The sequence below is a fragment of the Citrobacter sp. CK202 genome (assembly GCF_030333225.1).
GTDB lineage: Bacteria > Pseudomonadota > Gammaproteobacteria > Enterobacterales > Enterobacteriaceae > Citrobacter_B > Citrobacter_B koseri.
Genome location: NZ_JAOWGI010000020.1, coordinates 168481 through 193155 on the forward strand (window position 1 = coordinate 168481; position 24675 = coordinate 193155).

A 24675-nucleotide genomic window follows, 5' to 3' on the forward strand; every position below is an offset into this window, starting at 1 on the left:
TATGTGATGTCGTTATTTTCCTTGTTCTCCCAGATTCAGCTCAGTTCCCGAGATACCTTATAAACCGTTTTCTGGTCGTTTTCTGACATCTCTGTTAAGAGACTTGCACGTGCTAGGGTACGCAAATAATTACGCGCAGTGTTATCCGATACGCCCAGCGCCTCCGCTACGCCTGCTGCGGAATATTTCTTACCAGGCTCAGCCAGAATAATATTAAGTAGTGTGACTTGCCGTCCGCTCAGCCGCGATAAGCTCCCTGATTTATACAAAAAATGATCAATTCGGGCAGCGCGGGCAACCAGATCGTCTACATGCTGTAAGAGCCTTGTCATAGCACGATGGATAATACTGGCCTGATATTCAAGATAGTGCGTCAGATCCATACCATCGGTTTCAGTGTACTGGTAACTGTGGGCATATTTGGCCGGGGCGGCATGCAGTAGCTGGCTGATAGAGACATATTTAAATACGTCGTACTCTGATTTGAGCATGTACCAGTAAAAAAGCCCACGGCTTGTACGCCCGTTACCGTCTCTGAAAGGGTGCTCGTGAACGAGCATGAAGTGAAGAACACAGGCTTTTGCCAAGGGGTGAACGTAGGATTCTGTGTCGTTTACGAAGTCACACACCATTTGCAGACGTGCCTGCAGGTCGGTGGCCGCTGGCTGTTGATGAACAATGTTACCGTCATAATCTGCAATCACTACATCATCGGTATCGCGGAATTCTCCAGGACTGTATTTTTCGTCATTAATTCCACCCATGCCAATGGCATGGAAACGGCGGATTAAATCTGGTGTTAATGGCTCCTGGATAAGTTCCGGAATTTCGGCCATCAACCGCGCATTACCCGCGATCATGTGTTCATCTTCGGTACGGGGGGCTCTGCCACTTTCTAGCATGTCCCGCGCGACAAGCGTAGTTGTGTTAGCGCCTTCCAGTTGCGATGAAGTGATTGGCTCTTCCATACTTAGTGCTGTTAACTCTTTACCTGCCTCCCTGAGTCTGGTGGTAAGTTCTTTGAGCACCAGCCTTGTGGCGTGCTTGTCCACCAGTTCACAGACTGACATGATGTTAGGTGTAAGGACAAAGCCAGCCTGATTGCCTGCTTCGTTGCGATAATGGATCCGTTGCATGGCTGAGTCACGAGAACAGCCTGTCGATAATCCTGCCTCCATTCATCATCTTCGACATCTGTATGTGCATAGTCTCGTCTGGTCCAATCGTTCCTTTATCAAAACTTTTATGATGGGCCACATTGTTTGCGTGTCTGTTGGATAGCGAATCCTACCTCGTCAGCAGAGAGTCATGTTCTTCATCAAAACCACTGGCAACGTTGTGTTCGACGGTCTCTTTTTATTCTCAAACTACGTGAACTTTGCTGCTTATCTACTCTCCCCAAATCCATGCCAAAAAATGTGAACCTCATCCCTGAAGCAAATCGTAATCTCTGAAATCGATCCGTATCGTAAACTTTACTTTACACTTTTGGTGATGTTAGTCACAAAATTAAGCGCGGAGGGTGATCGCAATCTCACAATAGCCTGGTATACAAAATCGACAATGTGAGCGGAAAAGAGGCTGGAAAGTTAAGTTTTCACTGCTTTCTCTCTTTTACCGCGTCTGGAGGGAAACTGCAATTCAAAAGATAAAAAATAACTTGTTGAAATTGAGTCAGTAAAAAAATGGTATGTGATTTAAATCACGCGTATTTACAGATTTTATGATTTACGCCAATGGCGAATATTGACGGAGCTATTTTCTTCATGAATTAAATCTTGCATAGTGCCATCACATTATTTCTCCCCCTGAATCAGGAGGCGGATAGTTATATTCCATCAATCTTTATTGATGGACCAGGTATGCTTTACTTCACATTAATACGAACATGACCACTGTTAACTGGAGAAACAAAATGAATTATCCGGCAGAACCCTTCCGTATTAAAAGCGTTGAAACTGTATCTATGATCTCGCGTGATGAGCGCATCCAAAAAATGCAGGAAGCGGGCTACAATACCTTCCTGTTGAACTCGAAAGATATCTATATCGACCTGCTGACGGACAGTGGTACGAACGCCATGAGTGATAAGCAGTGGGCCGGGATGATGATTGGTGATGAGGCCTACGCAGGCAGTGAAAACTTTTATCATCTGGAAAGAACGGTTCAGGAGCTGTTTGGCTTTAAACATATTGTTCCTACGCACCAGGGGCGCGGGGCGGAAAACCTGCTATCGCAGCTGGCGATTAAACCGGGGCAATATGTTGCAGGGAATATGTATTTCACTACCACGCGTTATCATCAGGAAAAAAATGGCGCCACCTTTGTGGATATCGTCCGTGATGAGGCGCACGATGCCGGTCTGAATATCGCCTTTAAAGGCGATATCGATCTTAAAAAGCTGCAAAAACTGATTGACGAAAAGGGCGCTGAAAATATTGCCTATATCTGTCTGGCGGTGACGGTGAACCTTGCGGGCGGTCAGCCGGTCTCGATGGCGAATATGCGTGCCGTCAGGGAGTTGACGCAGGCGCATGGCATCAAAGTCTTCTACGATGCAACCCGCTGCGTAGAGAACGCCTATTTCATCAAAGAGCAGGAAAAAGGCTTTGAGAACAAGAGCATCAAAGAGATCGTCCATGAGATGTTCAGCTACGCCGATGGGTGTACCATGAGCGGGAAAAAAGACTGCCTGGTGAATATCGGCGGGTTCCTGTGCATGAACGATGATGAGATGTTCTCGGCGGCTAAAGAGCTGGTGGTGGTATATGAAGGGATGCCATCCTACGGCGGTCTGGCCGGGCGCGACATGGAAGCAATGGCCATTGGTCTGCGTGAATCCATGCAGTTTGAGTACATCGAGCACCGCGTGAAGCAGGTTCGTTATCTGGGCGATAAGCTGAAGGCGGCAGGTGTGCCGATTGTTGAACCGGTAGGCGGCCATGCGGTATTCCTTGATGCTCGTCGCTTCTGCGAACACCTGACCCAGGACCAGTTCCCGGCGCAGAGTCTGGCGGCAAGCATCTATATGGAAACGGGCGTGCGCAGCATGGAGCGTGGCATTATCTCCGCAGGGCGTAATAAAGAGACGGGCGATCACCACCGGCCAAAACTGGAAACGGTACGCCTGACTATTCCACGCCGCGTTTATACTTATGCGCATATGGATGTGGTGGCCGATGGCATTATTAAACTCTATAAGCATAAAGAGGATATTCGCGGGCTGAAGTTTATTTATGAGCCTAAGCAGTTGCGCTTCTTTACTGCACGTTTTGATTATATTTAATGGTATTGATAGCCCCATTTTTAAATGGGGCTTTTTGTTTTTTATTATCCGAAGATGTACAAATGACAGCCGTAATTATAATTAATAGTCAACAGGAACATTTATCATGGATATTAATGCCATTGAACGACAGAGTTCCCCCGGACTTATTAGCGGGACGATGCTTGTCATCGCAACAGTAGTCGGCGGGGGAATGTTCTCCCTGCCTATTGCGATGGCGGGAGTCTGGTTTCCCGGCGCCTCTGTTATTCTGATCGTTATTGCCATCATGATGTTATTAACCGGCCTGATGCTGGTGGAAGTGAACCTTCACTATGGTGCCGGAGCCAGTTTTAACACCTTTACTCAGGATCTATTAGGGCGAAAGTGGAATATCGTGGTTGGCATCGCCTTTGGTTTTGTACTCTATATTTTAACCTATGCGTATATCTCCGGGTCATCGGCGGTGATGGCGCAGACGGTGTTTAAATATAGCGGTTTTCGTTTCCCGGCAAACATCTCCGTTATTGTCGTCAGTATGCTGGTTGGCGTAATCGCCTGGTATAGCTCGCTGCTGGTCGGGCGGATCACCACCATTCTGATCGTCGGTAAGTTTGTGGCGTTCTTTGCCACGTTCTCCGGGCTAATCGGCCATATTGAGGTGGCGAAACTGGTCGATAGCGTCGCCATCGCACTGCCGAATACGCAATATCTGCCCTATATTCTGATGACGCTGCCGTTCTGCATTATCTCCTTTGGTTTTCACGGCAATGTGCCGAGTCTGGTGAAACTGTATGGCACCCACGGCGTATCCCATATTACGCGCTCCATCGTGATTGGCACCCTGTTTGCCGTGCTGCTCTATATCTTCTGGCTGGCGGTGACGATGGGCAATATCAGCCGCGCCGAGTTTTCGCCGATCATTGCCAAAGGCGGCAATATTGATGTGTTTGTGGAAGCCATCAGTGGGCTGTTTACCAGTCGCTATATGGATTTAATCCTGACCTTTTTCGGTAACTTTGCCGTTGCCAGTTCGCTGCTGGCCGCTACGCTGGGTCTGTTTGATTATATTGCCGATCTGTTCCACTTCCCGGATAACGGCATCGGCAGACTGAAAACCGCGCTGGTGACCTATTTCCCGCCCGCTGCCGTCTGTTTCTTTTTCCCGAATGGTTTTGTCCACGCGATTGGCTATGCGGGACTGGCGTTTACCATCTGGAGCGTGATCCTGCCGCCATTTCTGGTGAAAGCGTCCCGTAAGCGTTTTGCCACGGCGCGTTATACCGCCCCCTGTAACAATACGGTGCTGAATCTGGTGATTGTCGGCGGAGGGATTGTGTATCTGACGGTGGTGCTGGATGTGTTTGGTTTACTGCCGACGTTCCGTTAGCGGGAGGCGCTATGTTTCTGACATTACTCAGGTTACAGCATCCGCTGGTTTATCGTTACGCCTGGCTGAGGGTGTGGGTGGTGGTGTTAAGAAAATGCGGACTGCGCAAGAATAAAACTCACAAAAGCAATCAGGCCTGTCGCTGACAGGCCTGCCTGGATTTACACCCGGAAGTAGCGTGGTGGAATCAACGTTGAGAATGCGTCGATCTTCTTCACCATCTTTTTCCAGAACAACATAACAACAATCCTCTGTTTAAAATGCAGGCGCTATTTTAGTCAGCGCAGGCATTGCGTAAAAGATCGCCGCGTCGTTCTTATCGTGTGCGCGGTGTAAAGCTTTTTGTTCACTCTGCAAAATGTGGAGGAGTAACACGATCGGCAACCCTGCCGCCGGGTTGACAAGCGTTAAAATAGTACGGGCAATCCCAGCCCGCGTTTCACTTCCCGTAGCGTTGTCTGTGTGACCTCATGCGCCCGTTCACTGCCTTGTTGCAGTATCTGCATCAGCATGCCTTTATCCTGAATATAGGTTGCCCGCCGCTCGCGCATTGGGGCAATCAACTCCTGCAAACAGGTTTCCAGTTCGTTTTTACAGGTGCGATCGCCAAGCCCGCCCTGCTGATAATGCGCTTTCATCGCCGCGACTTTCGTTTTGTCCGGGTGAAAGGCATCCAGCCAGGTGAACACGACATTTCCTTCGATCTGACCCGGATCGCTGACGTTAAGGTGGTGAGGATCGGTGTACATGGCGCTAACCGCTTTGTGGATCGCATCTTCACTGGCGGAGAGTTGCAGGGTATTGCCGAGAGATTTTGACATTTTAGCGCCGCCATCAATGCTGGGCAGACGGCCGGTGTCGCTCAGAATCGCCTGACAGTGGCGTAGTAGCGGGGCAGGCAACAGGCTGTTCATCTTGTGTACGATTTCGTTAGTCTGCTCGATCATCGGCAACTGATCGTCTCCTACGGGCACATATTCCGCTTTAAACGCGGTGATATCCGCCGCCTGGCTGATGGGGTAGACCATAAATCCGACCGGTAACGAGCGGGTAAAGCCTTTCTGCGCAATTTCATTTTTCACCGTCGGATTACGCTCTACGCGGGCGACAGTGACGACATTCATATACAGCATGGTCAGTTCCGCCAGTGCAGGTAAGGCGGATTGCAGGCAGAGCGTGGTGAGTTCAGGGTCGATACCGGCGGCCAGATAATCCGCCAGCACTTCCGGGATGTTGTCGCGGATCTTTTGCGGGTTCGTACCGTTATCGGTCAGCCCTTGCAGGTCGGCAATCAGCACAAATTGTTGATGGGTATGCTGCAAAGCAACGCGCTGGCGCAGTGAGCCAATGTAGTGCCCGAGGTGCAGGGCGCCCGTAGGGCGATCGCCGGTCAGAATGGTGGGTTTTGTGTTCATTAAAGACTCCTTTACGTGAAAAAACCGAAAGACGTCTCTGGAACGCAATAGCCGCCTTTCGGCGGCTATTAATACGAGGATAAAACAGAACCGTGCCGCCTTTAGTCAGGCAGCCACCAGCGGTTATGGCGTTGGGGAATCGCAGTCTGTTTGTTCATAAAAATGACCGTATCACGGTTAAACGCAGGGGTAAACCTGCTATGTCAGGGTTGTTAATGGGCAACCTGTTCACTCTGCTTGCCATCAGCGCTCTTCAGCATTCTCTTTTTTGCGTAAACTGCCGCTGCTTAACAAGCTGAATCATGCTGATGACGGCGCCGAAAAATAAGGCCGCAGCGCCGCAAAGCGTTGCGCTGGCGATCGCCTCCGTGCCGCTGCCTAGCAGGCTGGTTAACAGTGGGCCGACGATCTGACCGATGCCGTAGGTAAGCGTGACAAGACCCAACAGATTGATATTCCCAGGCACGCTCAGTTGCCGCGCCAGCGGCATCACCAGAGAGGTTGTCCCCATGAACGTCGCGCCAAAACCAATGCTGCTGATAATGAGAAGCGGCAGTGCGTCGCTGGCGAGCGTGAGTATGACGCAGACCCCCTGAATCAGCAGATTCGCCGTCAGGCATTGTAATACGCCCCAGCGCTTTGCCGCCCACAGCCAGCCAAAACAACCGGGAACGATCGCCAGTCCCACCAGTGACCAGAGATGGGCGGTGAGTAGCGGCGAGCCCGCGTTTTTCGCCATCAGCGGCAGATAGGTGGCGACGATGATGTAGCCAAATCCGGCGAAGCCATACAGCAGCGCCAGTTGCCACCAGCGCATCAGCGGATTATGCGTCGGCGCCGGAGGAGCGGGCGGCAACGCGTGGGCGCGGGCAGGGATAAGGAACGCCAGGAGCAGCAGTAACACGGCGGAGATAACGGCAGCGCCTGACCACAGCGCATGGGAAGAAAGCGCATAGCGTAAACCGGTGATAACATACTCGTTGCCCAGCAAGATACCGGCGCCAACGCCGGAGAAAAGCGACGCAATCACAAACGGGTGACGGGTATGTTGCAGGACGATCATCGAGCCAAAAATCATCATTCCGGCGCTGGCGACCCCGGCCAGAAAACGGATCAGCATCACGATGGCAGGTTGCGTAAATATCGCCATCGCAAGGATTAATCCTCCGGTTGCTACCGCCGATGTCAACAGCATTGGCCGTAAGCGAGAAGGGAGGTGAAAGGCGCCGAAGGAGAACAACAGGCTGCCCGCCAGATACCCCGCGTAGTTGGCGCTGGCAATCCAGGAAAGCGCCGCGAAGGTAAACTGACCTTCAGACAGCAGGACCGGTAGCATAGGGGTATACAGAAAACGTCCGATCCCCATTCCCAGCGTTAGTACCATTAAGCCGAAGAGTGCCGTACTGATGGCATGACGGTTTGAATCGGCATTGCCCTGAACCATACTTGCTCTCACTTAGCGCGTTAATTTGTGTTTGTTATATTACATGTGTAAATGATAATAAAAAGTAAAAAATAGAGGGTGTGTGAGAGCCCGGCAAGGTATACGCGTTGGGAAATTCAGCAGGCGTCGATCGTTTTTACGCAGTGCCAGCCATCATCCACACAGCGATAGATGGATTCGGTATGACCGGGGATAATCCACCGCGTTTCTTCGCCGGGGGGACAGCGCAGGTAAATACATAACCCGCAGCCGCCGCGTAGCTGGCGTGGAATATCCGCCACCCGAAAGGTCATTCCCGCAGCCTGAAGCGCTTTGCGGGTCTGAATGACGCCCACCGTCGAATGAAATAAAAACAGATATTCCGTCATCCGCGTTTTCTCTGGCGTTGACCAATCAGCGCCGCACCAATGGCCCCGGCAAACTGCGCGTCAGGATGGGTGTAAACCGGCATCGCAACGTGTCTTTCCAGCATACGCGCGAATGCCGCACAGTGGCTGACGCCGCCGGTAAACAGCAAAGGTCCCCCGGCAGACAGTCGCCCGATAAAATTGGCGCTACGTCTGGCCATCGCGTTGATCACGCCGGAAAGAATAGCTTCTGGCGCAACGCCCGCAGAGCGCAGGCTGATCACTTCAGACTCGGCAAAAACCGTGCACATGCTGGTGATGGCATGAGGCTCAACGCCGTCGGTGATCGTATCCAGTTGATCCACGCTGGCGCCGAGGGTGCGCGAAATCACCTCCAGAAAACGCCCGGTTCCGGCGGCACATTTATCATTCATCAGAAAGTCGGTGAGATTACCGTCGTTATCCAGTTGAATAACCTTGCTGTCCTGGCCGCCAATGTCGATGACCGTGCGGGTTTCAGGAGCCAGGAAGCGCGCCCCCAGCCCGTGGCAGGAGATTTCCGTCACCTGTTTATCGGCAAAATCAACCAACTGGCGTCCGTAGCCGGTTAGCGTCAGAAACGGGCGCATGTCCAGCCCTGCGCTTAGCGTTTCCCACGCCTCGTGGATAGCATCGGCGGGGCGAAACGGCGTGGGGCAGAGGAAACGGCGTGTGATAACGCCCTCCGCCAGCAAAACGCCTTTTGTCGCCGTGGAGCCGGAATCAATGCCAATCGAATACGTCACGGGCGCTCCTTACAGCATTTCGATAAAGGCCGCGACGCGGGTGCTGAGTTGCCCGATATCCGAAGTGGAGTAGTCCGTTTCGATGGCGATATAAGGGATGTTGTGCTGCTGGCGTACGTGGCGCTTAATCGCCATAGACTCAACGGCATAGGTATGACAGGCCTGCAAAATCACATCCACGACGCCGTCCGCCTGATACTCCTTTACCATCTGGCTGAGCAACGTCAGCCGCTGGTCGTTGGGCGAAATGCAGGAACAGCCAATTGCGAGGTATTTGTCGGTCAGCGCGTCATAGACATCGCCCGTCTCTTCAACGCACTGTTCGGTGGCTTTTGCCCCCGTGCAGTTTTCAAATCCGACGACCCAACCGCCGTTTTCTTCAATGGCGCGTACCACTTTTTCTGCCGCGCCGCCAATCGGGCAGCCGGTGATCAGAATACGCGGACGGGCGTCCAGCCGCTTGCCGTCCTGCCACTCCTGGCGCACGCGGTCAGCCATGCCGTTGAGCTCGTCGATAAGCGCTTCTTTATCAAAACGAAACGTCGCGCCGTACACCACTTTCAGGATATCGCTGCCGCTAAGAGCAGGAGGATTAAGCTGGCCGACGCGGTAGAAATTGACCAGCGCGCGGCGTTCGCGGTTTTTCAATACGATCGCGTCGCGCAGGGCGGCTTCGCTGATGGGGTGGCCAAAACGCGTTTCCACAGCCTGTTGCAGACGCAGGATCTCTGCTTTCCATAACGCACGGGAGGCGGCGTCATTGGCGCTGTTGGGTAGTTGCATGACGTGTACGGCCTTAAATTCGGCCATGTATTCGTACATTTTCTTTTTGCCGTCGCAGGTGGTTTCGCCCACCACCAGATCGGAAAAATAAAAGTAGGGGCATTTGTCCGTTTTGCCGAAGCCGTAGCTGCTTTTGATTAGCGGACACAGGTTGCGCGGCAGATCCTTTTCGGCTTCTTCGATGGTTTCGTCCGATGTTGAACACAGGGAAACGACAACCGCGCCAGCCGCCATCGGGATCTCCTGCGGCATAAACGTGCAGTAGGTGCCGACCAGTGGAACCCCCTGTTCTTTAAGATCCATGACGGTGAGAAAGCCTTTCTGACGGGCGTCGGAGAACTGGTTAAAAATGGCGGGTAGATCGGTGATAAGCGACATGGTTTTCCTTCCCCGTAACACGGGAGACAATGAAAAGACCACGCATTATAACCCTGTAAAAACCAGGTGTTTATTGATCTGCTTAAAAGTTGGGTAACGTCAGCAGGGACGGTATTTGCGACAGCAGATACAACACCAGCCCGATGGAGCCGCCGACCAGCGTGCCGTTGACGCGGATAAACTGCAAATCTTTGCCGATGTTCAGCTCTATCTGGCGTGACATATCGCGGGCATCCCAGCTTTTTACTGTGTCGCTGATGTGGCGCGTCAGAAACGCGGCGAATTCCGGCGCGACCCGGTGCGCAGCCTGTTCCAGATGGCCGTTGAGCGAAGCGCGAAGGGCATCATCCGCCACCAGCGTTTCGCCGAACCATTGCCCGGCATGGGCGATCCGCTGCTTCACGCGGGAACCCTCTGCGTTAATATCTGCCTTCAGCCACTGGCGTAAATCAGCCCAGAGTTCACCAAGATAATGGTTAAACGCCTCATCTTCTTTCAGGTACGCTTTGATGCTTTCCGCCCGGGAGGCCATCTCTGGATCGTTTTTGAGTTTGTCGATCAGCTTAAAGGTGGCGCGATCGAAGGCGTGGCGGATCTGGTGCGCCTGGTCGTGGCTGATATCATCCAGCAGCGAATTCACTGCATCGGAAACCAGTTCTGCGCTGTGTTCCCCCAGCCATTCGGTCGGTAAAATTTTTGCTTTTAGCGGATGTTCCGTCTCCAGCCAGCGCACGATTTGCTGCGCGATAAACGCGCGTGAGCTGTCGCGCTGAAGCAGGGCGATCAACTGCGCGATCAGGGTGTCCAGCAGTACCTGATGACGATCGTTTTTGGTCATGCTCTCCAGCATTAACGCGCTGGTGCCAGAGAAGTCCACTTTATCGATCGCTTTGTGTACCGCCCGCTTGAGCAGGCGCTGAATACGTGCGTCGTCCGTCAGTTCGAGAAAACCGCTCATGATTTGCAGCAAATGCATCCCAACCCGCCGGGCGTTATCCGGCTGACTGAACCAGTTGCCGATCAGCAAGGCCGGTTCATGACGGCGAATGAGCGCGACCAGCGACTGGGTATCAAGAAATTTCTCCTGCACGAACTGGCCAAGATTTTCGCCGATTCGATCCTTATTACGCGGGATAATGGCGGTATGCTGCGCGATAAACGGGATCGGCACCCGACGAAACAGCGCCACGACGGCGAACCAGTCCGCCAGTGCGCCCACCATTGCCGCTTCCGCAATGGCTTTAATGCCGAGTACCCAAAAATTTGGCGGCAGGAAAAGCGTCGTGATGAACGTGGCGGCGGCAATCAGCAGCAGCGAGAGCGCCAGTCGTTTGGCGCGTTTGAGTTCAGCAATTTTATTCATAGCGTTAAGAATAGAGCCAGACGGGGGGATCGTGCAAAAGATCATCCCGGGCTACCTGCGGTGAAGGCCTTCTGGCGTAGCGCTATCAGGCATGAGTTTATTTCTCAGTTGCCAGTTCAGTCACCTCATACTGACGCACGCGCTGTAATAGCCCTTTCAATGTGAACACCGCCGCAATTCCTGCCACCACCGCCAGCAGATGAAACGGAATCTTGCCGCCGTTAAACCACAACCCACGTCCGACTTCGATAGCGACGGCCATGACTGTCAGGATGACGATATTCAGCGACGCTGAGACGGTGCCTTTAGGCAGAGTGTTGGAAAACAGCGTAAAGCGGAACAACGTCGAGAAAATCATCCCGATCCCGAAAGCGTACAGACTGGTGCCCAGCACTGACCACAGCCAGACATGAGGCCACAGCAGATTTCCTGCGATCAGGATGGCCAGACCGACAAGCTGTATCGGCGGCGCGCGCCAGATAAAACGCGGATCGCCGGGATCTTTCACCACCCGAGCGACCATCATATTGGCGATGATTACCGCACCAAACACCGGCACCTGCGCCCAGGCGAACTGCGCGGTGGTCATGCCGCCCGCGTCGATTAAGATTACTGGCGAGACCGCCACCCAACTCATTAGCGGGATGTAGCTCAGCGAAAGCGTTGCGGCGCCGAAGAGGAAAATCCGGTTGTGAAAAACGTGGCGAAAATCGCGGAGGACGGCGGGAATGCTAAACGGTGCCTCGCCGCGTTGTACCGTTTCTGGCATCGCCAGCGCCAGGCCGCACAGGGCGATCAGCCCCATCAGCGCAATAATGCCGAACAGGGCTTTCCAGTGGACAAAGTGCATTAGCGCAGCGCCTGAGAGCGGGCCGATAACCGGCGCAACCAGAACTATTGAGGTGATGATCGCCATCAGTTTTATGGCTTTGGTCTGGCCGAAGGCTTCCTGCACGGTAACGTAACCGACCGTGGCGATAAAACAGATGCTGGTGCCCTGAATGAAACGCGCGACCAGAAACTGTGTCATTGACGTTGTAAGGAGCGTGGCGGCGCAGGCAACGGTGAAAATAAGCGCGCCCGTAATCAGCACCGGTCGGCGGCCAATCCGGTCGGAAAGCGGGCCGAGCAACCACTGCAATGCCATCCCTCCGGCCAGATAGAGACTGACGGATGCCGGAGCCAGACTGACATCGGCATTGAAATCATGCACGACATGGATGATGCCCGGCTGAATCAAATCCGTCGACAGATAGGCGGCAAAGTCGTACAGAATCAGCGCCATCGGGAAAAATAGCGTTGTCGCGCGCCGGGAGAAAAATTGACGTATCCGTTGCATATAAATCGCACTCCATGTCGGAGAAAACCCTGAACGGGTACAGTGATACATTTCTGCGTGGCGTATTCAGAAAAAATGTACGCCTTGCAGAAAGGTGAATTTATCGTTGATAGCGCCTCGCAGCAACGCATAATACCGAATGTCGTTGGCATCCTGACAAGGTAAGGTGACGCCGGGTTGTTTAACACGCGATGGATTGCCATGAAAAAAGGAACGACATCCACTCCGCATGATGCGGTTTTCAAAACGTTTTTATGTCACCCCAACACCGCACGTGATTTTCTTGAAATCCATCTTCCTCTTGCGCTGCTTGAGCTTTGTGACTTGAGCACGCTGAAGCTGGAGTCCGGGAGCTTTATCGAGGAGGATTTGCGCGCTTATTATTCTGATGTGCTCTGGTCGCTGAAAACGACAGGGGGAGATGGCTATATTTATGTTGTGATTGAGCATCAGAGTTCACCGGATGCGCATATGGCGTTTCGTTTGATGCGTTATGCGATTGCCGCGATGCAACATCACCTGGATGCCGGGCATAAACGACTCCCTCTGGTGGTGCCGATGTTGTTTTATCACGGTATCGACAGCCCCTATCCCTATTCCTTATGCTGGCTGGATGAGTTTGCCGACCCGGAACTGGCGAGGCGGCTTTATGCTGCGGCCTTTCCGCTGGTGGATATCACCGTGACGCCGGATAGTGAGATCATGCAACATCGGCGTATTGCCTTGCTGGAGTTGATACAAAAACATATCCGCCAGCGTGACCTGATGGGGCTGGTGGAGCAACTGGCCTCACTTTTGGTGATGGGATACACTACCGACAGCCAGCTTAAAGTGCTGTTTAATTATATGATGCAGTGCGGCGATGCATCTCGTTTTAGCCAGTTTATTCACGAGGTGGCCGAACGTTCCCCCCAACACAAGGAGAGTCTGATGACGATAGCTGAACGATTACATGAAGCGGGTCGCCAGGAGGGTATGCAGCAAGGCTTACAGCAAGGCCAACGGGCTGAGGCGCAGCGTATCGCGCGTACAATGCTGGAAGACGGCATCGATCGCGATACGGTTTTACGTATCACCGGACTTGCTGTTGAAGAGGTTATCGCACTGAACCACTAAACACATATTCGCCAGCGCATCACAGGCCCGGTAAACGCCGTTCTGCCGGGCGGGCTTATTCCATCGCCACTTTCACCGCCTCTCCAAGTTTTTGCATCACTTCACGATGTTTCTCGTTCGGCGGTAACGCACAGTTGATGCGCACGCAGTTGCGATACTTCCCGGAGGCGGAAAACAGTGACCCCGGCGCGACCTGGATTTTCAGGCGGCATAGCTGTCTGGCGACGCAGACCATATCGATATGCTCCGGCAGCTCGACCCATAGCATAAAGCCGCCTTTTGGTCGGGTGACGCAGATCCCGCAGGGAAAATATTCGCGTACCCAGCAGGTATAGATCTCCATGTTGCGCTGGTAGATCTGGCGCATTCGCCGGACATGACGGTGATAGTGGCCCTCGCGGACGAAGGTGGCCGCCGCCAGCTGCGTGGCGGGAACGTTGGTGCCGATGACGGCGTATTTCATATGCAGCAGCCGATCGTGGTAACGACCCGGAGCGACCCAGCCCACGCGCAGGCCCGGCGCGACGGATTTGGTAAACGAACTGCACAATAGCACCCGACCATCGATATCCCAGGAGTGGATGGTGCGGGGGCGCGGGTAATCCGTCGCCAGCTCGCCATACACGTCATCTTCAAAAATCACAATATCGTGGCGCTGCGCGAGGCTGAGCACTGCCCGTTTGCGTGCGTCCGGCATAATAAACCCAAGGGGATTATTGCAGTTTGGTACGAGGATAACCCCTTTAATCGGCCACTGATCCAGCGCCAGTTCCAGTGCTTCAATACTGATACCGGTATCTGGGTCGGTCGGGATTTCAATGACTTTTATTCCTAAGCCGCGCAGGAGCTGCATGGTGCCGTAATAGGCGGGGGATTCGACGGCGACAATATCACCCGCCTGGCAGACGGTCAGCAGCGCCAGCGACAAACCGCTCTGGCTACCGTTGGTGATAACGATATCATCAGCGCTGACGACCGAACCGCTGTCAAGCATCAGGCGGGCGATCTGTTCCCGCAGTTCGCGGTATCCGGCCAGTTCATCGTAGCCCAGCACCGCCCCCAGGTTATGTTGCGCCACGCGGCTTAGCTCGCGCCAGAGCGGCTTCAGGCTGGGTTGATGGATATCGGGGACGCCGCTGCTGAAAGGAATGATTGATTTGTCGTTGTGCCCTTCCAACATGTCCAGCACCTGATCCCACTGGGTGATCTCTACCGGCCGCTGTACCGGGCGTGACATCAGCGGCACCGGCGGTTGCGCCTTGCGCGGGGCGACAAAGTAGCCGGAACGCGGCTGTGGAGTGATGAGCTGCAACGTCTCCAGCGTCTGATATGCCTGCTGTACGGTACTGATGCTCACCCCATGCTCCTGACTCAGGCTACGCACCGAGGGCAATTTTTCCCCGTGGCGATACAGCCCTTGCTCAATACGCTCGGCCAGCAGATTAGCCAGATGTTGGTAACGCGTCATGCTGTATTCCTCACTCTTGCCATACAGATGGAAAAACCAGTACAGAACGGTGGTCGAAATCGCGTTCAGATACCGTTTTAGCCAATCTGTATGGCAAAGAAAAGTATTTTTTGAATCTGTATTGTGGTGGTGAAAATCCGGGAAGATAAAGCCTCTGACCTGGTGGGGAGGTGGAGTATGGAATTTCACGAGAATCGCGCAAAACAGCCGTTTATTGGTTTTGTTCAGATCTGGCGGGCAATAAAAAGGTGGCGACTGCGGGCGCAGACGCAGCGCGTATTGCAACGCATGAACGATGAACAGTTAAAGGATGTGGGGCTGCGACGGGATCAGATTGAGTGATCCCCCGTAACACCACAGAGGCTGGGCTGTATTCAGTCCGGCCTTTTTTACATTCATGTAATTTATCAATTGATGCTTCCTTATCAGCTGTTTCTTGATACTTATCATGATAAGTATTATTTTCCCATCTGCTAAGAGGGGAAAGAGAGATGACTGAAGATGAGCTGTTTGCCCGTCGTCCGATGGGGATGCGCATGGCAATGGTGGTACGCCAGTGGCGTGCAATTATTGATGCTGCCATCACCGATACCGGCCTGACGCAGTCAAGCTGGACGGTGCTGATGCAACTGCATCAGTTGGGAGACAACGTCTCGGTCAGCGAACTGGCGGAGGTGCAGGGCATTGAGCTGCCACCGCTGATGCGTACCCTCACGCAACTGGAAAAACAGGGCTATCTGGTGCGTTCAACATCGCCATATGACAAACGCATTCGCCTGCTGACGCTGACAGCGCAAGGCCGTTCAAGGCTGGAAGAACTGAACCGGGTGATTGAGACCTATCAGCAACGCGTCACCCGCACTATCCCGGAAGCGGAACTTGCCGCCTTCAGCGCCACATTAAATCAAATCGCCTGCAATCTGCGGTTAATCCGCGAAGAAGATAATTAACTCTAAAAAACTATGATGACCCCAGAACAAAAATTTGCCCGTTGGGTAAGGGTGAGTATTGCCGCTTTCCTTGCGATATTCGCCTGGTTTATTGTTGCCGATATCTGGATCCCGCTGACGCCGGATTCCACCGTGATGCGCGTGGTGACGCCGGTCTCCTCGCGCGTCTCCGGCTATGTCTCGCACGTCTACGTACGCAACAATAGCCAGGTGAAAAAGGGCGACCTGTTGTATGAACTGGACCCAACGCCGTTTATCAATAAAGTTGAGGCCGCACAGATTGCCTTTGAGCAGGCGAAGCTGAGCAACCAACAGCTGGATGCGCAGATCGCCTCTGCGCGCGCCAACCTGCGCACCGCGCAATACACCGCCCGCAACGATAAGCTCACGCTTGATCGCTATCAGCGGCTGAGTGCGATGCAGAATGTTTCGCAGTCGGATCTGGATAAAGTGCGCACCACCTGGCAGACCAGCGAGCAGTCGGTGGCGGCGCTGAATGCCAGTATCCAGAACCTGCTGATCCAGCGCGGTGAACGCGACGACAGTCGCAATGTGACGCTGCAAAAATACCGCAATGCGCTGGAGGAGGCGCAACTGAACCTGGGCTGGACGAAGGTGCGGGCGGAAACCGACGGGACGGTGAGCAATCTCCAGCTCAACCCTGGGCTTTACGCCACCGCCGCTACGCCTTTGATGGCGCTGGTCAGTAACCAGACCGATATTGTGGCCGATTTTCGTGAGAAAAGCCTGCGTCACACCCGCGTAAATACCGATGCCGCAGTGGTGTTTGACGCCATGCCGGGCAAAGTGTTTCCTGCGCATGTGACCAGCAGCGACGCCGGGATTCTGGCCGGGCAGGAAGCGGTTAACGGACAGCTGTCGCAGCCGGAACAGTCAACGCGCTGGGTGCGCGATGCCCAGCGTATGCGCATTCACGTTGCGTTGGATACCCCGCTGGAGAAACCCCTGCCGACCGGCGCTCGTGCTACGGTGCAGTTGTATAACAGTGAGGGGATGTTTGCCCGCACCTTTGCAGGGGCGCAGATCCACCTGGTAAGCTGGCTTCACTATGTCTATTAACACCCTGGCCCACGTCTTTACGCCGCACGGGAATATTGTCTACACCGCCAATGATTTTCGCCAGACCGTGCGTATTTCCGTTGCCGGGACGATAGCGCTGAGTATCTCGACCTTTTACAACGTGCAGTACGGCGTGTTTTTTGTGGTTTATCCGCTGATGCTGTTGTCGCTGGTGCCGGTGTTTAACCGCCATGTGGCTCGTCAGTTTGTATTCAGCGCGGCGGTGAACTGCGTTGAAATGGTGTTGATTGTCGGCTATCTCTCACAGTGGCCGGTAATTATGACGCTGGTGGTGTTTGGCCTGTACGTGATGCGCTTTCGTTTTATGAGCAAGGGGCCGCTGTTTTTGCTCGGTTCGATGGGCGTGGTGTGCCAGAGCACGATGCTCAACTTTATGAGTTACCCTGGCACCAACTGGCACACGCTGATGTTCTCCAATATGGAGGCCTGCGTGATGGCGGTAGCCCTGAGCGCGCTGCTGCACTATCTGATCCCGGATGTCGAACCGCGTCAGCTGCCGCCGCGTATTGAGAAGGATGATGCCCGTATTCGCCATGAGTCGCTGCTTTCCGGCACCGTGGCGACGATGATCTTTGTGATTTTCCAGATCTGCGATTTGAGCGATTCGTTGTCGGCGCTGATGGCGGGAATTTTGATTTTGTTTCCGATGCACTATCGTGGCGCGGTGATCAGCTCTATCTGGCGCGTCGTCGGCGTGGTGCTGGCCTGCCTGTATATTCTGCTGGTGCAACTGCTTATTTATGACTTCAGCAACCATATGCTGCTGATGATGCCGCTGATCGGTCTCGGGCTAGGCTTCAGCGCTCGTCTGCATGTGATGGAAAAGGTTGGCGCGGGCGTCGGTTTTGCCAGTATCACCACCATCGGCATTATGTTCGGCCAGAACCTGCACCCGGACAGCGATCTGGTGTTCAGCGATCTGTACCGCATCACTTCAGTCACCGTCGCGCTGGTAGCGACGCTGACGATGGTGTTTCTGGTCCACCGCATCCTCAACTGCTTTGCAGCGACGCGGTTTGTGATTACTGAGTGAGTGGGGGGAGGGGGAGTGAGTGCCGGATGGCGGCTGCGCCTTATCCGGCCTACGTAGTTGATTTGTAGGCCCGGTAAGCGCAGCGCCACCGGGCAATCCAGAATGAGGGTTACTTCTTCAGCCCCGCAAACGCGGCTCTGATCTCGTCTTCCGGCAGTTGAATGCCGATAAACACCAGCGTGCTGTGCGGCTGTTCGTCGCCCCACGGGCGGTCCCAGTCGGCGCTGTACAGGCGCTGGACACCCTGGAACAGCAGGCGGTTCGGTTCGCCTTCAATCCATAGCATTCCTTTGTAGCGCAACAGTTTCTCGGCGGACTCCAGCAGCAGGTTTTCCATGACGCGGGAAACGTCGCTGATGTCTACCGGATAATCCAGCTCCACCACAATTGATGAGATATCGTTTTGTTTGTCGGCGATAAAGTGGAAGCGCGGTGTGGCGCTGACCACGTTCTCCTCCAGCATAAAGCCGTTGGTGTCGAACAACAGGGAGAGGTCGATATCGCCGTGCGTGACGGTGTAAACCGGGGCGCGGGCGTTGATGCGCGCTAAGCGTTCACGCAGTTTTTCGCTAACTCCCGCCACGTCGGTTTTGGTCAGCAGGATGCGGTCGGCATAACCGACCTGCGACTGGGCGATGGTGAACTGGTTCATCTGCTCGTCGGCGTGTACCGCATCGACCAGCGAAATCACGCCGTCCAGCAGGTAGCGCTGGCAAATCACGTCATGAGAGAAAAAGGTCTGAATAATCGGGCCGGGGTCGGCCATGCCGGTGCACTCAATCACCAGACGGTCGAAATGGATGTTGCCCTGGTCGAGGTTGTCGAGCAGGTCTAACAGCGCGTCTTCCAGTTCACTGGAGCGGGTGCAGCAAATGCAGCCGTTAGTCAGGGTTTTGATCTGGGTGGCGCGGTCGCCAATCAGCTGATCGTCAACGGAAACTTCGCCGAATTCGTTTTCGATAACGGCAATCTTGTAGCCGTGCTTTTCGTTAAGAATATGGCGCAGCAGGGTGGTTTTACCCGCGCCGAGAAAACCGGTGAGTAGGGTAACTGCAATCGGGGTCATCAGTGCCTCCATTAACAGCAGCGCATGCCGCCTTTTCCGTCGCCGCCGTAACGTGCCTGCTGGCGCTCGCGGAAGAATTCTTCATAGCTCATGTACGGCTTGTCTGGATGGTTAGTTTGCATATGCTCGACATAGTTGTCGTAGTCTGGAATGCCAATCAACATCTTCGCCGCCTGGCCGAGATATTTTTTTGCCTGACCTAAGTTACCAAACATTTTCTCATCCAGATATGAATAAAGCCCAGCGAACCGGGCGTTGGTTTTGCCGGATGGCGGCTTGCGCCTTATCCGGCCTACGTTAACTGCATTTTGTAGGCCGGGTAAGCGTAGCGCCACCCGGCATCCGATTAATGGTGTGAAGAGGTCTTCACGCCGCCTTCCGGCACCGGTACATACGGCGTCTCTTTATCGGTACGACCGTTGATGGTGCGGGCTTTCTGCCAGGTACGGAACCCATAGAAGATGATGCTGTACACCACCACCAGGAACAGAATACTCAGGCCTGCGTTGGTGTAGTTGTTCACGACGATGTGGTTCATATTGGCAATTTGCTGCGCGGTCAGGTCGCTGCCGTTGGCAATCTTCTCTTTGTACTGGTTAGCCATGTAGAAGAAGCCTTCCATCTGCGGGTTGGTGCTGAACAGTTTCAGACCCAGCGCCCAGGTGGTGCAGATCAGCAGCCATACTGCCGGGATAACGGTAACCCAGATGTATTTGGTGCGCTGCATTTTAACCAGTACCACGGTGCCCAGAACCAGCGCCACGGCGGCCAGCATCTGGTTGGAGATACCGAACAGCGGCCACAGGCTCTTAACGCCGCCCAGCGGATCAACCACGCCCTGATACAGCAGGTAGCCCCACAGACCGACGCAACCCGCAGTACCGATGACGCCAGCAACCAGAGAGTCGGTTTTCTTCAGGAACGGGACGAAGTTACCCAGCAGATCCTGCAACATAAAGCGGCCGGAGCGGGTGCCTGCATCCAGCGCGGTCAGGATGAACAGCGCTTCGAACAGAATACCGAAGTGATACCAGAAGCCCATATCAGCCATCGGCAACACTTTGTGGAATACGTGAGCGATACCGACCGCCAGCGTCGGTGCGCCACCTGCGCGGTTCAGTACCGACGGTTCGCCGATGTCTTTCGCGGTTTGCAGGATCTGCTCAGGCGAAATTACAAAGCCCCAGGAGCTGACGGTTGCCGCCGCGTGTGCGGTGACGTCTTTCAGCTGCGCCATAATCAGCGGCGCGTTCTCGCCACCCATTTCGTGCAGGTTCGGCATGGTGATACCGAGGCCCGCTGGCGGGGTGTTCATCGCGAAGTAGAGACCCGGTTCGATGATAGACGCCGCAACCAGCGCCATGATCGCCACGAAGGACTCCATCAGCATTGCGCCATAGCCGATGAAACGCGCGTCGGTTTCACAAGCCAGCAGTTTCGGCGTCGTACCGGAAGAGATCAGCGCGTGGAAGCCAGATACCGCGCCACAGGCGATGGTGATGAACAGGAACGGGAACAGCGCGCCTTTCCACAGCGGGCCTGTACCGTCGATGTACTGGGTCATCGCTGGCATTTTCAGCTCAGGGTTGAGGATCAGAATCCCCAGCGCCAGACCGACGATAACGCCGATTTTCAGGAAGGTTGCCAGATAGTCGCGCGGGGCGAGGATCAGCCATACCGGCAGCAGTGCGGAAATAAACGCGTAACCGATCAGCGCGAAGGTAATGGTGGTGTCTTTAAAGGTCAGCGCCGGGCCCCAGTACGGGTCGTGCGCAATCACGCCGCCGAAGTAAATAGAGGCAACCAGCAGCACGATGCCAATAACGGAGACTTCACCCACACGTCCCGGACGCAGGAAGCGCATGTAGATCCCCATAAACAGCGCGATAGGTACGGTTGAGCAAACGGTGAAGACGCCCCACGGGCTTTCGGCCAGCGCTTTTACCACGATCAGCGCCAGTACCGCGAGGATGATGATCATGATTAAGAAGCAGCCAAACAGGGCGATGGTGCCCGGCACCGGGCCCATCTCTTCTTTGATCATCTCACCGAGAGACGCGCCGTTACGGCGGGAAGAGATAAACAGCACCATGAAGTCCTGTACCGCACCGGCCAGCACTACGCCCGCCAGCAGCCACAGCGTACCCGGCAGGTAGCCCATTTGCGCGGCCAGAACCGGGCCGACCAGCGGACCGGCGCCAGCGATAGCGGCAAAGTGGTGACCAAACAGTACGTAACGGTTTGTCGGGACGTAGTTCAGGCCGTCGTTATTAATGACCGCAGGCGTAGCACGCGTTGGGTCGAGTTTCATCACCTTCTGGGCGATGTACAGGCTGTAGTAGCGATAAGCCACCAGATAAACAGAGACGGAAGCGACCACGATCCACAGGGCGCTGACGTGCTCACCTCTGCGTAAGGCGACGACCGAGAGGCAGAATGCACCGATGATTCCAAGAATCACCCAGGGTATGTGCTTGAATATCTTTTTCGTATCCATAGTAAAACCTGGTTTTTAAGATTAATAATTGGCCGAAGCCGTTGGGTTTGAGTCTGTGTTTGAGGAGGTAAATTGACTGCTATGCTGAGGTGATCCTGCCAGAGATACGCGCGCGTAAAGTAAGGTAAATAAGTGAGTGGTTATATGTGGGCTTAAGCGGTCAGGAGTGTCAGTGAGTGGTTTTTCCGACGGAGGGATGCGGTCATTTATGTGATTGAGATCACTAATTAAAATCCAGCATTTCTTTTTCGTCGATCGTGAACGGAGAATCATTCGTGCTGATATCGTCCCAACCAGTACGAATTCGGTAAAGTTTTCCCTTTCCAGGCCGAAAATTCTGGTATCTGTCTAGCGGAAAGAGAAAACATGTTAAAACGAATCAAGATTGTGACCAGCTTGCTGCTGGTCCTGGCAATATTTGGCCTTTTACAACTCACCTCAGGCGGTTTGTTCTTTAACTCATTGAAGAATGACAAAGAGAACTTCACCGTTCTGCAAACCATTCGTCAGCAACAGTCCACGCTGAACGCCAGCTGGGTTGCGCTGCTGCAAACGCGAAACACCCTGAACCGGGCGGGTATCCGTTACATGATGGATCAGAACAATATTGGCAGCGGCGCGACCGTTACCGATCTGATGCAAATTGCGACGACCTCTCTGAAACTGGCGGAAAAACACTGGGCTGAGTACGAGGCGTTGCCTCGCGATCCGCGCCAGAGTGAAACGGCGGCAGTGGAGATCAAGCGTAACTACGATATCTACCATAATGCGCTGGCGGAGCTGATCCAGCTGTTGGGCGCAGGTAAGATCAACGACTTCTTCGATCAGCCCACTCAGGGTTATCAGGACGGTTTTGAGAAGCAGTATGTTAACTACATGCAGCAGAACGATCGTCTGTATGACATTGCGGTAGAAGATAATAACCGTTCATACAGCCAGGCGATGTGGGTACTGGCGAGCGTGTTAATCGTTGTGCTGCTGGTGATCGTCGCCGTCTGGTTCGGCATTAAGCTCTCCCTGATCGCGCCGATGAACCGTCTGATCGAAAGTATTCGTCATATTGCGAACGGCGATCTGGTGAAACGCATTGATGTGGAAGGCTCTAACGAAATGGGACAACTGGCGCAGAGCCTGCGTCATATGCAGGGCGAGCTGGTTCGTACCGTCGGTGATGTGCGTAACGGCGCGAATGCGATTTACAGCGGCGCCAGCGAAATCGCGATGGGCAACAACGATCTCTCTTCCCGTACTGAACAGCAGGCCGCCTCTCTGGAAGAGACCGCCGCCAGCATGGAAGAGCTGACCGCCACGGTGAAACAGAACGCCGAGAACGCGCGCCAGGCCAGCCATCTGGCATTGAGCGCGTCTGAAACCGCGCAGAAAGGCGGTAAAGTGGTGGATAACGTCGTGCAAACGATGCGTGATATTGCTTCCAGTTCGCAGAAAATTGCTGACATCATCAGTGTGATCGACGGTATTGCTTTCCAGACCAACATCCTGGCGCTGAACGCGGCGGTAGAAGCGGCGCGTGCGGGCGAACAGGGTCGTGGTTTTGCCGTGGTAGCGGGTGAAGTTCGCAACCTGGCGCAACGCAGTGCGCAGGCGGCGCGTGAGATCAAGAGCCTGATTGAAGACTCCGTCAGCCGTGTGGATGTTGGCTCAACGCTGGTCGAAAGCGCCGGTGAAACGATGGATGAAATCGTGAACGCGGTGACGCGTGTGACCGATATCATGGGGGAAATCGCCTCGGCATCTGATGAGCAAAGCCGTGGTATCGACCAGGTTGGCCTGGCGGTAGCGGAGATGGATCGCGTTACCCAGCAGAACGCCTCGCTGGTGGAAGAGTCTGCCGCCGCCGCTGCCGCGCTGGAAGAGCAGGCCAGCCGCTTGACGCAGGCCGTTGCCGTATTCCGCATTCAGCAGGAACAGCAGCGTGCGCGTGATGCCGCAGCGGTGAAACCGGCTTCTGCGTCTGTACTGCCGCGTAAAGCAGCCGTCGCGGATAGCGGCGATAACTGGGAAACCTTCTAAGCCGTCATGCCGGATGGCGCTGGCGCTTATCCGGCCTACGGGCAGGGAGCTGCTGTGATGCCGGATGGCGCTGGCGCTTATCCGGCCTACGGGTAGGAGGCTGCTGTGTTGCCGGATGGCGCTGGCGCTTATCCGGCCTACGGGTAGGAGGCTGCTGTGTTGCCGGATGGCGCTGGCGCTTATCCGGCCTACGGGTAGGAGGCTGCTGTGTTGCCGGATGGCGCTGGCGCTTATCCGGCCTACGGGTAGGGAGCTGCTGTGATGCCGGATGAATCCGGCATACGGTATGGATGCGGTGCTTGTAGGCCCGATAAGGCGACAGCCGCCATCGGGCGCTTCAGACCAGCCTCAGGCGCATGGCGCAGCGTGATTCATACGCCAGACCGTGCGCCGTTTCTTCCTCTCGCTTTTGACGTAACCCTGGCGACAGGCGCTCATCATCCAGCACCACAAATCCCATTCGCGCATAGAGCGGCGCATTCCACGCCACGTCCCGAAAGGTGGTAAGCGTCAGCGCATCAAAACCGCTGCTGCGCGCCTGCTCCGCGACGAACGCAATCAGTTGACGGCCAATGCCTTTTCCCTGCCATTCACACAGCAGAGACACCTCGGCGATAAACAGCGATGAATCCAGCGCTTCGGCCAGTAAAAAACCGACAGGACGCTCATCGGCCAGCGCCAGCCAGCTCAATCCTTTTGCGGCGTGTTCCCGGTGTTGTTCAACTGAAATAACAGGGCCGTCGGCTATCCATGCCAGCGCAGGCACGTCCCGAAAGCGTTGACCCGCAGAGCGTTCAATGGCGGGCATGACGGTGATATCAGCCAGCGTGGTAGGGCGAAAAGTCATCTTCATGAGCGGGAGTATAGCGTGGATTGCGCAGGCCCGATAAACGTTGTGTTATCG

Annotated in this window: 20 protein-coding genes and 1 pseudogene; 8 read left to right on the forward strand and 13 right to left on the reverse strand. The window is 54.5% G+C overall.

All coding sequences use genetic code 11. From position 1 onward, the window contains the following. Positions 1 to 35: 35 nt before the first annotated feature. Positions 36 to 1160, reverse strand: a pseudogene (locus OGX84_RS04395) (Fic family protein); the annotation flags it as partial. A gap of 755 nt (positions 1161 to 1915) precedes the next feature. On the opposite strand from OGX84_RS04395, the gene OGX84_RS04400 reads away from it, so the two are divergent. Together OGX84_RS04400 and OGX84_RS04405 are read left to right on the forward strand one after the other, a co-directional pair. Then, positions 1916 to 3286: a tyrosine phenol-lyase gene (locus OGX84_RS04400; protein ID WP_049010418.1), complete on the forward strand. Its 1371-nt coding sequence runs from the start codon at positions 1916 to 1918 to the stop codon at positions 3284 to 3286. Between the two features lie 106 nt (positions 3287 to 3392). After that, complete coding sequence (locus tag OGX84_RS04405; RefSeq protein ID WP_012134247.1) at positions 3393 to 4655, forward strand: aromatic amino acid transporter; 1263 nt, start codon at positions 3393 to 3395, stop codon at positions 4653 to 4655. A 407-nt stretch (positions 4656 to 5062) separates the two neighbouring features. Here the strand turns inward: OGX84_RS04405 and trpS are convergent, their stop codons facing one another. The 7 genes from trpS to mdtM all read right to left on the reverse strand — a co-directional run bounded on the left by trpS (position 5063) and on the right by mdtM (position 12509). After that, positions 5063 to 6070 carry a tryptophan--tRNA ligase gene (gene trpS, locus OGX84_RS04410; protein WP_058668523.1) on the reverse strand — a complete coding sequence of 336 codons (1008 nt, stop codon included), beginning with the start codon at positions 6068 to 6070 and terminating at the stop codon, positions 5063 to 5065. Positions 6071 to 6323: 253 nt separating this feature from the next. Next, a complete protein-coding gene (locus tag OGX84_RS04415; protein ID WP_112001239.1) occupies positions 6324 to 7514 on the reverse strand; it encodes an MFS transporter in 1191 nt (396 codons plus the stop codon). Between the two features lie 116 nt (positions 7515 to 7630). Next, on the reverse strand, positions 7631 to 7882 hold the full coding sequence (locus tag OGX84_RS04420; protein ID WP_012134241.1) for a putative Se/S carrier protein: 252 nt from the start codon (positions 7880 to 7882) through the stop codon (positions 7631 to 7633). After that, on the reverse strand, positions 7879 to 8646 hold the full coding sequence (gene yjiL, locus OGX84_RS04425) for a putative 2-hydroxyacyl-CoA dehydratase activator YjiL (RefSeq protein WP_112001237.1): 768 nt from the start codon (positions 8644 to 8646) through the stop codon (positions 7879 to 7881). The genes OGX84_RS04420 and yjiL overlap by 4 nt, the downstream gene beginning before the upstream one ends. A gap of 9 nt (positions 8647 to 8655) precedes the next feature. Continuing rightward, positions 8656 to 9807, reverse strand: a complete 1152-nt coding sequence (locus tag OGX84_RS04430; protein WP_286457488.1) for a double-cubane-cluster-containing anaerobic reductase — start codon at positions 9805 to 9807, stop codon at positions 8656 to 8658. 82 nt (positions 9808 to 9889) lie between these two features. Then, positions 9890 to 11170, reverse strand: coding sequence for a DUF445 domain-containing protein (locus OGX84_RS04435; protein WP_058669144.1), 1281 nt, complete (start codon positions 11168 to 11170; stop codon positions 9890 to 9892). A gap of 97 nt (positions 11171 to 11267) precedes the next feature. Next, on the reverse strand, positions 11268 to 12509 hold the full coding sequence (gene mdtM / locus OGX84_RS04440) for a multidrug efflux MFS transporter MdtM (protein WP_112001233.1): 1242 nt from the start codon (positions 12507 to 12509) through the stop codon (positions 11268 to 11270). Positions 12510 to 12710: 201 nt separating this feature from the next. Here mdtM and OGX84_RS04445 point away from each other — a divergent pair, with 201 nt between their 5' ends. Continuing rightward, on the forward strand, positions 12711 to 13625 hold the full coding sequence (locus tag OGX84_RS04445; RefSeq protein WP_012134232.1) for an Rpn family recombination-promoting nuclease/putative transposase: 915 nt from the start codon (positions 12711 to 12713) through the stop codon (positions 13623 to 13625). A 55-nt stretch (positions 13626 to 13680) separates the two neighbouring features. On the opposite strand, the gene OGX84_RS04450 is transcribed toward OGX84_RS04445, so the two are convergent. Next, positions 13681 to 15093 carry an aminotransferase-like domain-containing protein gene (locus OGX84_RS04450; protein WP_047459146.1) on the reverse strand — a complete coding sequence of 471 codons (1413 nt, stop codon included), beginning with the start codon at positions 15091 to 15093 and terminating at the stop codon, positions 13681 to 13683. Between the two features lie 177 nt (positions 15094 to 15270). On the opposite strand from OGX84_RS04450, the gene OGX84_RS04455 reads away from it, so the two are divergent. The 4 genes from OGX84_RS04455 to OGX84_RS04470 all read left to right on the forward strand — a co-directional run bounded on the left by OGX84_RS04455 (position 15271) and on the right by OGX84_RS04470 (position 18177). Continuing rightward, positions 15271 to 15435 carry a DUF1127 domain-containing protein gene (locus tag OGX84_RS04455; protein WP_112001232.1) on the forward strand — a complete coding sequence of 55 codons (165 nt, stop codon included), beginning with the start codon at positions 15271 to 15273 and terminating at the stop codon, positions 15433 to 15435. 149 nt (positions 15436 to 15584) lie between these two features. Then, a complete protein-coding gene (locus tag OGX84_RS04460; RefSeq protein WP_012134229.1) occupies positions 15585 to 16043 on the forward strand; it encodes a MarR family winged helix-turn-helix transcriptional regulator in 459 nt (152 codons plus the stop codon). A gap of 12 nt (positions 16044 to 16055) precedes the next feature. Next, positions 16056 to 17123, forward strand: coding sequence for an HlyD family secretion protein (locus OGX84_RS04465; RefSeq protein ID WP_012134228.1), 1068 nt, complete (start codon positions 16056 to 16058; stop codon positions 17121 to 17123). Continuing rightward, the gene (locus tag OGX84_RS04470; RefSeq protein WP_112001230.1) at positions 17113 to 18177 is read left to right on the forward strand and encodes a DUF2955 domain-containing protein; all 1065 of its coding nucleotides are present in this window, start codon (positions 17113 to 17115) and stop codon (positions 18175 to 18177) included. The genes OGX84_RS04465 and OGX84_RS04470 overlap by 11 nt, the downstream gene beginning before the upstream one ends. A 109-nt stretch (positions 18178 to 18286) precedes the next feature. On the opposite strand, the gene yjiA is transcribed toward OGX84_RS04470, so the two are convergent. The 3 genes from yjiA to btsT all read right to left on the reverse strand — a co-directional run bounded on the left by yjiA (position 18287) and on the right by btsT (position 21740). Further along, a complete protein-coding gene (yjiA, locus tag OGX84_RS04475; RefSeq protein WP_024130743.1) occupies positions 18287 to 19243 on the reverse strand; it encodes a GTPase in 957 nt (318 codons plus the stop codon). A gap of 11 nt (positions 19244 to 19254) precedes the next feature. Beyond that, entirely contained in the window at positions 19255 to 19458 is a 204-nt protein-coding gene (locus tag OGX84_RS04480) for a YbdD/YjiX family protein (RefSeq protein ID WP_024130742.1), read from the reverse strand. Positions 19459 to 19589: 131 nt separating this feature from the next. Then, positions 19590 to 21740 carry a pyruvate/proton symporter BtsT gene (gene btsT / locus OGX84_RS04485; RefSeq protein WP_104867810.1) on the reverse strand — a complete coding sequence of 717 codons (2151 nt, stop codon included), beginning with the start codon at positions 21738 to 21740 and terminating at the stop codon, positions 19590 to 19592. Positions 21741 to 22106: 366 nt separating this feature from the next. Here btsT and tsr point away from each other — a divergent pair, with 366 nt between their 5' ends. Continuing rightward, positions 22107 to 23771 carry a methyl-accepting chemotaxis protein gene (gene tsr / locus OGX84_RS04490; RefSeq protein ID WP_012134223.1) on the forward strand — a complete coding sequence of 555 codons (1665 nt, stop codon included), beginning with the start codon at positions 22107 to 22109 and terminating at the stop codon, positions 23769 to 23771. Between the two features lie 337 nt (positions 23772 to 24108). Here the strand turns inward: tsr and OGX84_RS04495 are convergent, their stop codons facing one another. Next, the gene (locus OGX84_RS04495) at positions 24109 to 24624 is read right to left on the reverse strand and encodes a GNAT family N-acetyltransferase (protein ID WP_112001228.1); all 516 of its coding nucleotides are present in this window, start codon (positions 24622 to 24624) and stop codon (positions 24109 to 24111) included. Between the last annotated feature and the right edge of the window lie 51 nt (positions 24625 to 24675).

Coding starts and splice junctions, on each gene's coding strand:
- OGX84_RS04400 (WP_049010418.1), top strand. CDS start 1,916: ATGAATTATCCGGCAGAACCCTTCCGTATTAAAAGCGTTGAAACTGTA.
- OGX84_RS04405 (WP_012134247.1), top strand. CDS start 3,393: ATGGATATTAATGCCATTGAACGACAGAGTTCCCCCGGACTTATTAGC.
- trpS (WP_058668523.1), bottom strand. CDS start 6,070: ATGAACACAAAACCCACCATTCTGACCGGCGATCGCCCTACGGGCGCC.
- OGX84_RS04415 (WP_112001239.1), bottom strand. CDS start 7,514: ATGGTTCAGGGCAATGCCGATTCAAACCGTCATGCCATCAGTACGGCA.
- OGX84_RS04420 (WP_012134241.1), bottom strand. CDS start 7,882: ATGACGGAATATCTGTTTTTATTTCATTCGACGGTGGGCGTCATTCAG.
- OGX84_RS04430 (WP_286457488.1), bottom strand. CDS start 9,807: ATGTCGCTTATCACCGATCTACCCGCCATTTTTAACCAGTTCTCCGAC.
- OGX84_RS04435 (WP_058669144.1), bottom strand. CDS start 11,170: ATGAATAAAATTGCTGAACTCAAACGCGCCAAACGACTGGCGCTCTCG.
- mdtM (WP_112001233.1), bottom strand. CDS start 12,509: ATGCAACGGATACGTCAATTTTTCTCCCGGCGCGCGACAACGCTATTT.
- OGX84_RS04445 (WP_012134232.1), top strand. CDS start 12,711: ATGAAAAAAGGAACGACATCCACTCCGCATGATGCGGTTTTCAAAACG.
- OGX84_RS04450 (WP_047459146.1), bottom strand. CDS start 15,093: ATGACGCGTTACCAACATCTGGCTAATCTGCTGGCCGAGCGTATTGAG.
- OGX84_RS04455 (WP_112001232.1), top strand. CDS start 15,271: ATGGAATTTCACGAGAATCGCGCAAAACAGCCGTTTATTGGTTTTGTT.
- OGX84_RS04460 (WP_012134229.1), top strand. CDS start 15,585: ATGACTGAAGATGAGCTGTTTGCCCGTCGTCCGATGGGGATGCGCATG.
- OGX84_RS04465 (WP_012134228.1), top strand. CDS start 16,056: ATGATGACCCCAGAACAAAAATTTGCCCGTTGGGTAAGGGTGAGTATT.
- OGX84_RS04470 (WP_112001230.1), top strand. CDS start 17,113: ATGTCTATTAACACCCTGGCCCACGTCTTTACGCCGCACGGGAATATT.
- yjiA (WP_024130743.1), bottom strand. CDS start 19,243: ATGACCCCGATTGCAGTTACCCTACTCACCGGTTTTCTCGGCGCGGGT.
- OGX84_RS04480 (WP_024130742.1), bottom strand. CDS start 19,458: ATGTTTGGTAACTTAGGTCAGGCAAAAAAATATCTCGGCCAGGCGGCG.
- btsT (WP_104867810.1), bottom strand. CDS start 21,740: ATGGATACGAAAAAGATATTCAAGCACATACCCTGGGTGATTCTTGGA.
- tsr (WP_012134223.1), top strand. CDS start 22,107: ATGTTAAAACGAATCAAGATTGTGACCAGCTTGCTGCTGGTCCTGGCA.
- OGX84_RS04495 (WP_112001228.1), bottom strand. CDS start 24,624: ATGAAGATGACTTTTCGCCCTACCACGCTGGCTGATATCACCGTCATG.